The sequence below is a fragment of the Chryseobacterium ureilyticum genome, from assembly GCF_900156735.1.
Taxonomy (GTDB): Bacteria; Bacteroidota; Bacteroidia; order Flavobacteriales; family Weeksellaceae; genus Chryseobacterium; species Chryseobacterium ureilyticum.
The window spans coordinates 418,697-431,371 of record NZ_FTOL01000001.1 but is presented as its reverse complement, the minus strand read 5'-3'; the positions used below and the strand labels follow the sequence as shown (position 1 = coordinate 431,371).

9 protein-coding genes are annotated in these 12,675 nt (G+C 34.7%); 5 read left to right on the top strand and 4 right to left on the bottom strand.

All coding sequences use genetic code 11. From position 1 onward, the window contains the following. Positions 1-374: 374 nt before the first annotated feature. On the bottom strand, positions 375-1,877 hold the full coding sequence (locus BW983_RS01800; protein WP_228408930.1) for an amidohydrolase family protein: 1,503 nt from the start codon (positions 1,875-1,877) through the stop codon (positions 375-377). Between the two features lie 541 nt (positions 1,878-2,418). Here BW983_RS01800 and BW983_RS23935 point away from each other — a divergent pair. The 3 genes from BW983_RS23935 (at position 2,419) to BW983_RS01790 (ending at position 7,200) form a co-directional block, all read left to right on the top strand. Continuing rightward, entirely contained in the window at positions 2,419-2,574 is a 156-nt protein-coding gene (locus BW983_RS23935) for a hypothetical protein (protein WP_167369948.1), read from the top strand. A 199-nt stretch (positions 2,575-2,773) separates the two neighbouring features. Then, positions 2,774-5,728 (top strand): SusC/RagA family TonB-linked outer membrane protein, encoded by a 2,955-nt coding sequence (locus BW983_RS01795; RefSeq protein WP_076549457.1) that lies wholly within the window; start codon positions 2,774-2,776, stop codon positions 5,726-5,728. An 8-nt stretch (positions 5,729-5,736) separates the two neighbouring features. Beyond that, positions 5,737-7,200 carry a RagB/SusD family nutrient uptake outer membrane protein gene (locus BW983_RS01790; RefSeq protein ID WP_076549455.1) on the top strand — a complete coding sequence of 488 codons (1,464 nt, stop codon included), beginning with the start codon at positions 5,737-5,739 and terminating at the stop codon, positions 7,198-7,200. Positions 7,201-7,337: 137 nt separating this feature from the next. On the opposite strand, the gene BW983_RS01785 is transcribed toward BW983_RS01790, so the two are convergent. From BW983_RS01785 to BW983_RS01775, 3 genes are all read right to left on the bottom strand, one after another. Further along, the gene (locus tag BW983_RS01785; protein WP_076549453.1) at positions 7,338-8,606 is read right to left on the bottom strand and encodes a retropepsin-like aspartic protease; all 1,269 of its coding nucleotides are present in this window, start codon (positions 8,604-8,606) and stop codon (positions 7,338-7,340) included. 32 nt (positions 8,607-8,638) lie between these two features. After that, on the bottom strand, positions 8,639-9,193 hold the full coding sequence (locus BW983_RS01780) for a hypothetical protein (RefSeq protein ID WP_076549451.1): 555 nt from the start codon (positions 9,191-9,193) through the stop codon (positions 8,639-8,641). 292 nt (positions 9,194-9,485) lie between these two features. Then, positions 9,486-10,454, bottom strand: a complete 969-nt coding sequence (locus BW983_RS01775; RefSeq protein ID WP_076549450.1) for an alpha/beta fold hydrolase — start codon at positions 10,452-10,454, stop codon at positions 9,486-9,488. Positions 10,455-10,634: 180 nt separating this feature from the next. On the opposite strand from BW983_RS01775, the gene bla reads away from it, so the two are divergent. Both bla and BW983_RS01765 read left to right on the top strand, forming a co-directional pair. Beyond that, entirely contained in the window at positions 10,635-11,534 is a 900-nt protein-coding gene (gene bla, locus BW983_RS01770; RefSeq protein WP_076549448.1) for a class A beta-lactamase, read from the top strand. Continuing rightward, positions 11,512-12,576: a serine hydrolase domain-containing protein gene (locus tag BW983_RS01765; RefSeq protein WP_228408929.1), complete on the top strand. Its 1,065-nt coding sequence runs from the start codon at positions 11,512-11,514 to the stop codon at positions 12,574-12,576. Before bla ends, BW983_RS01765 begins: the two co-directional genes overlap by 23 nt. Positions 12,577-12,675: the final 99 nt, after the last annotated feature.

The following is a 12,675-nucleotide window of genomic DNA, read 5'->3' as shown; positions in this document are numbered from 1 at the left end:
CTGAAGAATGGAAACAAATGATGTATCTCAATTAAGGAAAGTTGTAACAGAATCTCTGTTTTGGAGAAACGGTTTGGTAATTTATACTTTTTTTAACGCAATTTTTTTTTGAGGGTAATGTATATTTTAATATTGCAAAGAGTTCGATTTTGTCGATGATCAAGCAGCTCGGATATGAGTATGCTTAGATAGAATCAATGAAATTGATTCACTCTTTGCTCGCTCAATATATAAACAGTCAATAGATAAGCCTTTGCGTTTAAAAAACAGTCAATCTTACGAAAATCAAGTAATTATTCATCGTATAAAAAACAAATAGCACCATTCGAAAATGATGCTATTATATCTTATCTCTAAGGAATTATTAATTAGAATTACTTTAATTCCTGATTTGCTTTCTGTACAAAATCATTCCATTGTGTATTGAGATATTGTATAGACTGCTGTTTTTCATTTTTACTTAAAGAAGAATAATTAATTGAATTGAAGACCAGTTTTTTCAAAGCTTTGACATCCAGTTCCCAATATACAAAAGCGACCCAAAAATCATAACTTAATCCTTCATAGCCATATACGGAAGGATCATCACTATTGATAGAACACTGTATTCCGTTATTTAATAAAACTCTTGCAGGGTGATTTCTCAAATCGCTTACATATCCTAAAACCTGATTACTGATCGGGCTTACCTCAACCAGCTTACCATTCTCTCTGATCAGCTCCATAGATTTTGGAAAATAAATCAGGTTCAGCCCATGACCAATCCTTTTGTTATTCAATAAGGTAACATCGAGTACATTTTTATTGAAAATAGAATTGCTTTCTCCGGCATGAAGGAATAAAGGCATTTCCAACCCCGATTTCGCGGTCATTTCATTCAATTTAGTCCAATTTTTCTGGAAAGAATTGATGCTGTTTCCAGCTGCTTCATCAGCAACAAGATCAAACCCGGAAATCATGTCAGGAAATTTTTTTTTAAGCTTAAGAGCTATTTCCAACTGATTTTCAATACTATCTGAGTCTAAAAATTTAAAGCTTGAATAAATTAATTTCAGGCTAAATTGTGGTTCAGTCTGACGCATTTGCTTAACAATATCCTGTAAATCTGTAATCGTCTTTTCCAAAGGATATTTTCCATGCTGAAAATCATAAAGCTCATCAAAGACGTATCTGATCTCCACATGATGTACTTTATCTTTGGCTAAATCCTGAAAGCCTTTTAAATAATACTCTTTAAAGAAAGGACGGTAAGGCAATAACAGATTGATACGTTTAAAACGTTTCTCAAATTCTATCCAGTAATCGGTATAAGTACACAGATTGTCACGCTTTAAAAGAAGAAGTTCTAATAATTCTTTTTCAAAACCTGCATTGGAATTTAATTTTTGATCTAGGCTGACAAATCCTTTCGGTACTTTTCCTGCTTCAAAAAAAGCTAATTGTCCGAAAATAAACTGATCATTATCTTTTTGATCATAGACGTAGCATTCTTTATATTTTCTTGCGTTTGCAATGATCCATTTTGCATCGGTTACCCCGCCGCTATGGGTGTGTAATAAACCTCCTTTAGGCATTAACTGTAGAATATTGAACAGTTTGCTATTTTCTATTAAAGGTTTTAATTCATTAAAAGAACTGTTATATATAGATATTCTTTTACTTTCCGTATCGTGAAGAAGTTGTTTTCTGAGTTGGAATAATTTTTTATCCAGCATCTGTTCAGACTCGGACAACTTTATATCTGCATCAAAAGAGAGTGCCTGATTCGCTTTATCTAATTGCGTCCAGTCCTGTTGATATGAAGATTTTTCAATCTTTTTTTGGGCTCCCAACAGAGGAAATCCCAACATTAAAATATAGGTAAGGTATTTTCTCATAATAATTAGTAACCTGTATCCGACAAAAAAACTTTTGTCTATACAGTTTTCAAAAATATAATTATTTTTTTTTGTAAAAGTGTTTCAATCTGAAAAAAACAAATGATAAAACTTTTAACGGTGTATTTTCATTTTCTATGCTTCATCCCTAGCCCCGATAGTAACGGTTACCCCGCAGCATGTGTAAGCCATAGCACTGGCGCGAGGAGTATGAGTGGATAGCGGGATAAAGCTTCCTAAAAAAGGAAATCGGGCGTAAAATACACAAAAAGTCTATAAAAACAATAGACTTATAGTATTAATTTTTATTCATGGCATAAATTGAAACTTTTTTAAACAATTTTTACAAAACCACTAAAACCACGCAAAAATTTAATAATCAACAAAATACATCATTTAATAAATGGAAAATTATGACATTTTTCAATTACCCCACTAAATTAGTAGACTAATATGATTTATCTCATATCCTATTTTAACAAAGCTTTATGAATTATTAAATAATTTTGACCCAGTTAAAAAAAATATAAACTCTATTCTCATGAATAAGAATGACTTTAATTCTTACCAATACACTATCAAGGCTGTAGTTTCTGTTCAACAAAAGAGTTGTACAGAGAAAAGCTCTTCATTACACAATACCTTTTCTAAAGACATGTGTTTTGGATCTATGATGTGTAAGATGATGATGCCATAAATCCTCTAAGAAATATGCACATTATTGTAGGAATTAAAGCCCGATAAGCTCAACGCCAATTTAATCCGGGTACACCTCCTCTATTTTAACATTTTCTTTCTGACACCTCCTCAAAAAAGGAGGCTGGGGATCTATTTTTCCTATTGGGAAAGATAAGGAGTGAAACTCAATTCAATTTTTTAAACCTAAGATTAATATAATGAGAAAAAAACAATGCAAACTTGGTGTATTGGCTGTACTCTTATTCGCAGAATATGGCTTTGCACAGAAAAAAGACAGTCTTTCCCAAGAGACTTCCATCAAAGAAGTGGTGGTAGTAGCTTTCGGAAAACAAAAAAAGGAAGAAATAACGGGATCTGTACAGTCTTTAAAGGCTAAAGATCTTTCTAATCTTCAAAATGGAAATGTTCTTCAGGGAATTGGTGGTAAGGTTGCCGGTGTACAGGTAATTTCTTCCGGACAACCAGGTTCCAAACCTACGATAAGAATGAGAGGGATAGGCTCCATTAATGCTTCAAGTGATCCGTTAATTGTACTGGATGGAATTCCGTATAATGGTGATCTGAACAGTATTTCTTCTGCAGATATTGAGAGTATTTCCTTTCTTGAGGACGCTTCATCTAATGCTTTGTATGGTTCCAGAGGGGCTAATGGGGTAATTATCGTTAATACCAAAAGGGGTAAGAATAAGAAACTTACTATTGAAGCGGATGTAAAAACCGGGGTCAATTTCAGATCTATTGCGGATTATTCGGTATATACTTCGCCTCAGGATTATTATACAGCTTATTATAACAGAGCCAGAATCGGGGAAATTGCAAAATCTACGCAACCGGGAGCAGTACCTTCCGGAACAACGCCTCACGCAGCAGGGCTCGCTGCACTTAACGGATTGGGATATAATGTTTATAATGTTCCTTTTAATCAACTCATCGCTGCGGATGGTACTTTTAATCCGAATGCAAAATTACTTTATCAGGATAATTGGAAAAAACTACTTTTTAAGCCCGCTTTAAGGAGGGAAGCTACTGTTGGAATCAATGCCAGTGGTGATCAAGTAAAATCATATACCTCATTAAATTACCTTGATGACAAAGGGTATCTTATTTCTTCAGGTTTTGAAAGATTCGGGATCAGATCGAATGTAGACTACTCTATCACTCCAAAATTAAAGTTGACATCTGCACTTTCTTATACGTACAGTAAGCAGAATTTTGGGGAAACGGGAGGTTTTTCAAATCCCTTTCAGTTTGCCAGAAATATTGCTCCTTTTTACCCGGTTTTCCTGAGGGATGATAATTACCAAAGACTTTATGATACCCATGGAAACGCTTTGTATGACTATGGAGACGGGCAAGGTCCTAACGGAGGTACAAGGTCTTATGCTGTTTTTGAAAATCCTGTAGGGAATCTTCAGCAGGATAAGTCTCAAACTGTAAGCAATATCACCAATGCTAATTTGGGATTAAATTATGAAATTATCAACGGGTTAGATTTCACCTACAACTTCGGGGCTTATCTTGAAAACCTGAGAAACCTTCAGTTCGGAAATACGGTGGGGGGAACTTCTTCATCTGTGGGAGGAACAATTTCTCAGGAATCTATATTTAATTACACTCTGAACCATCAGCAATTGCTTACATATCAGAAAAAATTCGGAAAACATAGCTTCAATATTCTTGTAGGTCATGAGCTGAACAAAACAAAGAATGAAGGTTTTTCAGGGTCTAAGCAACAACTTTTATTGCCTACATCGCCATCTTTTGATAATGCTGTAAAAATCACAGATCTGTCAGGAAACGGGTATGAATATGCTGTGGAAGGGTATTTCTCAAGGTTATTGTATAATTATGAAAATAAATATTTCTTTAATGCCAATGTTCGTAGAGATGGTTCTTCGGTTTTTGCACCAGAGAGCAGATGGGGTAATTTTTATGGATTAGGGCTTGCATGGAATGTTGCCAAAGAAGATTTCCTTAAAGACAACACGGTCATTAATGCCTTGAAATTGAAAGCTTCTTACGGGCAACAAGGGAATGACAATATTCTTCTTACTAACCTCACAAGAGATTATTATGCTTATCAGGATATCTATGGAATCAACAATTTTGGTGATGGTAAACCCGTACTTTCACTTCAAAAACAAGGAAATAGAGACCTGAAATGGGAAACTTCCAAAAATTTCAATGCTGGTTTTGAGCTTTCTTTACTGAACAACAGAGTGAATGTAAATGCAGATTATTTTGAGAGAAAAGTATCAGATATGATCTATACGCTTCCTTTGCCTATCTCGAATTCCGGATCTTATGTAAAGTATGGTAACATCGGAGATATGTATAACAGAGGGGTTCAGGGTAATATCAGTGTAGATATTCTTCGCAATGAAAATATTCAGTGGAATTTCTATGCGAATGCAACTCACTACAAAAACAAAATCACCAGATTACCCGCCGAGCAAAGAGCTACAGGTTTGGTTTCAGGATTGTTTATCCTATCTGAAGGTGGTGACCGATATACCTATTATCTGAAAGAGTTTGCAGGGGTAAATCCTTTAAACGGAGATGCTTTATGGTATAAAAATTCTTACAATCAGGCTACTCAACAGGTAGAAAAAACCGTTACCAATAATTTTAAGGAGGCTACTGATTATAATACAGGAAAATCTGCAATTCCGAAAGTATATGGTGGATTTGGAACTGATATTACTTACAAAAGAGTAAATCTGTCTGTGAATTTTGCTTATCAGTTTGGCGGATATGGATATGACAATATCTACAGAAGTTTATTCCATTCTGACACCTATGCATCCAACTATTCTACGGATCTTGACAAAACCTGGACTCCTGAGAATACATCGGCTGCCCTACCTCGTGTAGACCTTACCTCAACCAACCAGAATGAGAACTCTACGCTATATCTGATCAAGTCTGATTATATCAGTCTTCAGGATGTAACATTGTCTTATCAGCTGCCTGATGACTTTGCGCAACAGGCTGGTTTATCGGGGCTAAAGGTATATGTAACAGGAAATAACCTTTATCTATGGTCCAAAAGAAAAGGATATGATCCGAGAGCTTCATTAACAGGGGTATCTGATGCCTACAAATACTCTTTATTATCCAGTGTTTCCCTAGGTTTTAAACTAACATTTTAAAAGAAATTATGAAAACGATAAAGTACTTTATAGCAGCTATAGCCGTAGGACTTCTTACCAGTAGCTGTGCTAATGATCTTAATACTTTGCCAGAAGGGAATATTTCCGGTGAACAATTGAACGACGATCAATCAAAGCCGGAAAAAATCCTTGGTGGAATATATCTTGACCTTAGAAGTAATGGTGCGGGAGGAACTACTTCTCACTCAGACTTCGGAATTATGGGAATAAAAGCGGGAGCAGATTTAATGTCTAATGACGTGATTCAGGCGAAAAACCAGCATTTGGGAATGTTTTATAATTATGAAGCTACCAATGCAAGTAACATCGCTTCGGAAATTGTATGGACTACTTTTTATTCAAGGATATTTGTAATCAATAAGCTTCTTGATGATTTAAAGAATGATTCCGAGGCTAAAAATAAGGCAATTAAAGGTCAGTTATTAGCGTTAAGAGCATACTCTTATTTCTATTTGGTTCGTTTTTACGCTAATGATTTCAAAGCACATCAATCTGAACCGGGGCTTCCATTGGTTCTTACCAGTGCCAATCCAAGTCAGGGACTTCCAAGGTCTACAGTAGCTGAGGTATATACTCAAATTTCTAAGGACATAGAAGAATCTATCAACCTGCTGGATGGTTTTGCACGTCCTTCCAGAGCACAAATTGACCAGAGAACTGCTAAAGCGATTGCCGCTGAGGTCTTTTTACAAACGGGTGATTATACAAAAGCTGCAAAATATGCTGGTGAAGGAAAACAAGGTATTGCTTTGATGACTGAAGATGATTATACCAATACAGGATTTTCAAGCATTAATAATCCTGAAGTGATCTGGGGATTCCATAACACAATTTCTACGATAAGTATTGGAAATTATTATGCATCTTTCTTCTCAATGTTTGATAATACCAATGAAGGATATGCAGGAGCGGCTCAAATTTATAAGCAGATTGACAAACGTCTGTATGATGCAATTCCTGATACGGATTACCGTAAAAAAGTATTCAATGGCAGCCAGAGTGCAAAGTATACATTTAACGGAAAAACAAAAAATTACCCTGCCTATGTAAGCTGGAAGTTTAAAGATCCAAGTCTTTTTGAAGGTGATTATATCTACATAAGAGCTTCTTCTCTATATTATGTGGAAGCTGAAGCATTAGCTAGACAGGGCAGAGAAGCAGAGGCTAGACAGGTATTATTTGCTATTGCTTCTAAAAGAGATCAGGCTTATACCTTATCTACGAAAACAGGAAATGAACTGATCAATGAGATCATTCTTCAGAAGAGAATTGAACTTTGGGGTGAAGGATATGCATGGTTTGATATGAAACGATTAAATATTCCTTTGGAAAGAGCCTATACAGGAAGTAACCACACATTTGGAAAGTTTAACCTTACAACGGATAAATTCAGATTCCAGATACCGAATAAAGAGATTAATAATAACCCACAAATCAAACAGAATGAATAAATAAAACATCAGCAAAAACAATTTTAATATATTTCAAGCAAGACGCCGTTTAACAGTAAACGGTGTCTTTTTTGTTCGGTTTTAAATGAAAAATCCACCTCAGCGCGAGATGGATTTAGATATAATTAAAAAGTTTTTTAATCAAATTTGATAAACATATGATCAAAGTTCAACGTCATTTTTTTAAATTGTTTAATCACATCCTGTCCGATATTTCCATACACAGTTTCTTTGTTAATTTTGGTCTTCAAAACACTGATATTCTTCAATAAAATCGGTTTTCCAAGGATATGAAAAGTATGATCTACTTTAAAGCCGTCATGTTCTATTTTTCCTCCTGCTCCACCCATTCCGATCTTTGTCAACTGATATTTTGCATCCATATTTTTTTTATTTTCCAGATAAAAAGGAGCATAAAGAATGGTATGATCAGCTCCCGTATCAAATGAAAAGTGTTTTCCATCTATAAAAATAAGTGGCGATAAACCATCAATTGCCATATTGGAAGGGAAGTTAATTGTAGTTTCTTTCTCTGGAACGATAAAATAATCATCTTGGGTAAGCTGTACTTCTTTCAATGCTTCAATCACCGGAAAACCAAGAATCCCATTGATCTGGTAATTGATCTGCGGAAAGCTGAGTGCTGAATCTTCAAACACAAGAAATACAGCATTTTCCACTACAATATTTCCCAAAACCATTTTTTTACAAACAGCAAGATTTGCTTTAATGGATTTTCCTGTAATGGCATCCACATCAATATCCGCCGGAATGATTTCCAATTTTAAACGTTGAGCTGCAGAAGCTGAAATCGTAGAAATATTAGCACCGGTATCAAAAATAAAATTCATGGAATCTTCCCCAACGTTTATTTTTAAGTTTTTAAGCCCGGCAACATCTTTTTCCATTTTCAAGCGAGTATCTCCATTGATGGAAACTTTTTGTTGAGGTACATTTTCGAGCGCTGTCCAGATCTTCAAAGTATTCTTTACATCATCTTTTTCTTCTTCCGTAAGCAGATGAGCATATTTATCCAACGTGGTATTTCCTGCTTTTTTCGCGCCAGCATAATCATACTGTTTCATACAATTGTCTTCTTTAATACGCCAGATTTTAAGCATAAGAGAATCCGGTAAGCTTGATTTTCCAGTCTCCAGCTTTTCAATCTTCAGATTGGACTCTTTGGGTTTATTGAAAGCGTTATCGAGAACCGCTTCTGTAAAATACTGATATTCTGAAGGCAGCTTTTTCTTAGTGGTCACAAAGATTTCACGAGCTTTAAAAAAGTTCTTCTGTTTGATCTGAACATAGAGACTTTCAAATGTTGAATGATGAACCTGTCCGTAACTTATGGCAGATACCAAAATCATAACAGGTAAAACGGTTAAACGGAAAATTGTAAGCATTATCTATTTTTTATTTTTTTATTAAAATTATTTTACTTTTTGGTAAGAAATTTATACCGAACGATCACAATATCAAGAATCCCGGCAAACAGATAGTAGAAGCCACCAAACAGCATATTCATCAAAATATCCCTGTCCGAATACCATATCAGGAAAGACAATGAAAGAATGAGTGTCACAAACCACAGGAGAAGCTTTGCCGCAAAAACACCTGCAACCCTGGCTGCCATTTCTTCATCTTTGATCATTTTTGACTGAAAAAGACATTGAATCAGTGTAAGAATGCACCCATAAAAGAGTTCCTTTTGATCAAATAAATCAAAACTATAAAAATACAGCAAAGGTACCGCAGCCATCAACGCCCAGGCAAGAAACTTAATAAAAAAGCTCCCTTTAAATTCTTTGGAAAAAATGATTGCAGAAATCATAAATAAAGGATAAACCATAAATACAGAATACAGCATGTATTTATAAGTCAGAAGCTCTCCCGTAACCTTTCCGTTGGAGAGCCAGAACAGCCGGAAATATAGAAACGACAGATAAAATGAATTCAATCCGAAAGCAATAGGCACTACTCTATGTTTCATAAAAAATCGGTTATAAATCTGTTAATCAACTTCAGTCTTATCATCCATAAGATATTGGGGTAATTTATAAAAAAAGCATGAATCTCCCAGCATAATATTATAAAGAAAAATGACACCATTATTTAAATGATGCCATTCCTACAATTTGATTATCAATAGTATTAATCTTATTACTTATCTGATCAGTGAAAATACAAACAAATGTTTGATAGGTTTTATGCTTATAATCATAAAGCCTATGAGAGCTAAACGTTTATTATTTCTAAAAAGTATGTTAAGGGAGAAATTTCTGTTATTTCAACACTTTAGGCTTTATTTCTTTAATGATTATTTCCTGAAGCTTTTGAGGTTCTGTATTGAAGATAGTATGTCCGGATTCCCTGAACCAGAAGATTTTTTTGTCTTTCGTTTTTAAAAATTGATAATAATCTTCGGCAATGGTATAATAAGACTGATTATCACCACTTCCTATAAAAAAGTAGACAGGGCATTTAATTTCCGGAACCGTATCAAACAGATTCGTTTCTGCATTTTCTTTCCAAATGGGAAACCAGGTATCCATCCATTGGTAGTAGCTTTTTTTAAAGTCCTCTGTATCTGCTCCTTTTACGCCGTTATGAACAAACAACCATTTTTGAGCCAGAAAAAAATCATCTTTATCTTTAAAGGGAAGTTTTATTTTTTGCAGCTCTTCAGCAGCTATATTATTTGGGGTATTCAAAGCCCATTTTTTAAGATCGTTCACAAATAAAACGGCACTTTTATGAGCATCAATCACAGGACTTACAGGAATATATGCGTACAGCAATTCCGGATGCGTGGCTGCAATATCAAACCCCATTACAGATCCCCATGAATGGGACAGCAAAAATATTTTCTTCTGATTAAACTTTTTCTTCAGATAATACACGACTTCCAAAGCGTCTTTTTTAAGCAAATCGGTTGTCAGACTATCCTTGGTTTTATTTAAGTTTAAAGTTCCGCCCGTTTCTCTTTGGTCCCAATTCACTACAACAAATTCATTCTGTAGTTTATCCGTAAAACCATCTGAAAAACTAATTAATGATTTTCCGGGACCTCCATGTAGAATAAGTAGTACAGGTTTCTCCCGATTGTTCCCTTTTATACTTATGAATTGCTTTATTCCTCCTATCGAAACAGCTTCTGTAGTATCAATCCTGATTGTTTTTTTTTCTTTTATCTGAGACCAATATCCTGTAGACATAAAGAACAGAATCAGAAAAAGATAGTGTTTGATCATGGCGATTAGATTTTGAGTTTATTTTGAAAATAGTAATATTTATTTTCCGCGGGAATGAATATAATAAATTGTAACGCTTTTTCATTCATCATTCATCAAAAATAGTAGTCTGCGTTCAAATAGAAGATAGGAAATACATATATTTGGAAACGAAAAACTATTATCATTAACTTATCTCAAATGAAATTAAAGAAAATTACTTTCACTCTGCTTATTCTGTTTTTAAGCCTTCCTCTTTTTTCACAAACCAATACTAATCCGGAATTTAAAAAGATTATCGAATCCATTATTGCCAATAAAAAAGCGGATATAGGTGTTTCGATTTTCATATCTGGTACTCCGAAAAAAGAAGTGACTCAGATCAACGGAAACAATTTCTACCCTATGTTGAGCACTTTTAAATTTCACACTGCTCTAGCCATTCTTCACAAAGTAGAAAAAGGAGAACTTTCTTTACAACAGAAAATCTTCATTAAAAAGGAAGAACTCTTGGAAAACACATACAGTCCTTTTAAAGAAAAATATCCGGAAGGAAATCTCGAGCTGACTCTTGAAGAGGCTTTAGAATGGATCGTTATATATAGTGATAATAATTTAACAGATATTCTCCTTAGATTGATAGGTGGTCCCCAATATGTTGAGAAATTCATTAACAGCAAAGATGTTATCATTAAAAATGATGAAGAAGACATGCATAAAGACTGGGATTCTCAATTTATTAACAAAACAACACCCAATGAAACCATCAGGTTATTACAAGAATTCTATAATGGAAAAATACTGAATAAAGAACACACAAAATGGCTTTATACCCATATGCTGAATATCGCATCTGGTGCCAAAAGACTGAAAGGAAAGCTACCACAAAACATTAAAATTGCTCACCGCACAGGAACTTCTTTTACGAATGACAAAGGAATGACCGGAGCCATCAACAATTTCGGAATCATTGAACTTCCAAATAAAAAGAAAATATACATCGCTGTCTTTGTTCATGATACCTACGAAACATTTGAAAACTCAGAAGCAATCATTGCTGATATTTCCAAAGCAACCTATGATTATTACAACAAGAAATAAATCGATGTCCAGAATTAAAATAATTTCTACCCTTACTCTTTCCATCCTGTTGTCCGTGACTGCAAAAGCACAGAAAGCGGAGGCTTATTCAAAAAAAATAGATAGCGTTATATCGGCTTCTGCTCCGTTGAAATTCAACGGGGTTGTTTTGGTATCACAACATGGAAAAGCAAAATACTTAAAGGCTCACGGATATAAAGATTTTGAAAAAAAGACTCCTGTAAAGACTGATGACCAGTTTGAAATCATGTCCAATTCAAAACAGATAACTGCTGTTTTGGTTTTACAGGCAGCTGAACAGGGAAAACTGAACCTTCAGACTCCGATAAAAAAATATCTTCCGTCACTTACACAATCCTGGGCTGACACAGTCACTATACACCACCTATTGAATCATACTCACGGAATCACAGATCTTGATAAACCTGTAGCATTCAAAGCTGGTTCACAGTTCAAATACGGAAATCTCTCATACACGCTATTGGGAGAAATTCTTCAGAACACCACGGGTAAAAATTTCACTGAACTTGCCAATTCTCTTTTCAAAAAGCTGAAAATGGACAAAACATTTATCTACAACAGCAAAGATAATCAGGCATTAATTCCCGGATTCAGAAGTGAAAATAATCAGTACGAAAAAGTGGAAGAGTCATTTTTAAATGATAAAATAGCCCCTGCAGCCGGAGTGATTTCTACTGTGGAAGATCTTGCAAAATGGGATCAGGCATTATTCAAAGGAAAACTTCTTTCCCCGAAATTCCAGAAACTGATACTGACTCCTTCTACTTCATCCCAACACAACGTTTTTGGAAAGGAAAACATGGGGTTTGGTTATAACATACGGTTCATTAAAGAAGCGGGGCTTGATTATTATGCTGTGACAGGGCTTGGTGATGGGTTTACATGTCTTAATGTATATTTTCCTTCTAAAGATACCAGTTTGATTATTCTTGAAAATCAGATGCCCAGAAACAGTGATTATTGGAGCTTTAAAGAGGCAGCTATTAAAAATATAGTACTGAAAAGTATTACTTCTAAATAGTCTTTTTATAGCCACGGATGCACGATTTTTTCAATTATTTTTTACCATAAATAATTTTTATTCTATGTATCTATGTGGTTTATTTATTCATAACCACAT

Coding starts and splice junctions, on each gene's coding strand:
- BW983_RS01780 (WP_076549451.1), bottom strand. CDS start 9,193: ATGAAACATAGAGTAGTGCCTATTGCTTTCGGATTGAATTCATTTTAT.
- BW983_RS01775 (WP_076549450.1), bottom strand. CDS start 10,454: ATGATCAAACACTATCTTTTTCTGATTCTGTTCTTTATGTCTACAGGA.
- BW983_RS01790 (WP_076549455.1), top strand. CDS start 5,737: ATGAAAACGATAAAGTACTTTATAGCAGCTATAGCCGTAGGACTTCTT.
- bla (WP_076549448.1), top strand. CDS start 10,635: ATGAAATTAAAGAAAATTACTTTCACTCTGCTTATTCTGTTTTTAAGC.
- BW983_RS01765 (WP_228408929.1), top strand. CDS start 11,512: ATGATTATTACAACAAGAAATAAATCGATGTCCAGAATTAAAATAATT.
- BW983_RS01800 (WP_228408930.1), bottom strand. CDS start 1,877: ATGAGAAAATACCTTACCTATATTTTAATGTTGGGATTTCCTCTGTTG.
- BW983_RS01795 (WP_076549457.1), top strand. CDS start 2,774: ATGAGAAAAAAACAATGCAAACTTGGTGTATTGGCTGTACTCTTATTC.
- BW983_RS23935 (WP_167369948.1), top strand. CDS start 2,419: ATGAATAAGAATGACTTTAATTCTTACCAATACACTATCAAGGCTGTA.
- BW983_RS01785 (WP_076549453.1), bottom strand. CDS start 8,606: ATGCTTACAATTTTCCGTTTAACCGTTTTACCTGTTATGATTTTGGTA.